1 protein-coding gene is annotated in these 202 nt (G+C 56.4%); it reads right to left on the reverse strand.

Annotation, left to right across the window (positions count from 1 at the left end):
* Positions 1-202 (reverse strand): SDR family NAD(P)-dependent oxidoreductase (locus tag RH81_RS16825; protein ID WP_152604860.1); only part of this gene is annotated, 202 nt, incomplete at both ends.

Raw genomic sequence — 202 nt, forward strand, 5'->3', positions numbered from 1 at the left:
GCGCTGATGATCCGTGAATTGTTACCAAACGCCGGGCTGGCGAGGAACACCTCGTTCATGCGCAGTTGCGAGGCAATATTGACGGCGATGACGGAGTCCCATTTGGCACCATCCATGTTGGCCAACAACTTATCCCGGGTGATTCCGGCGTTGTGCACCACAATATCCAGGCGCCCGTAGCGGGAGATGGCGTGTTCTAAGA

Source organism: Psychroserpens jangbogonensis, from assembly GCF_000797465.1.
GTDB lineage: Bacteria > Bacteroidota > Bacteroidia > Flavobacteriales > Flavobacteriaceae > Psychroserpens > Psychroserpens jangbogonensis.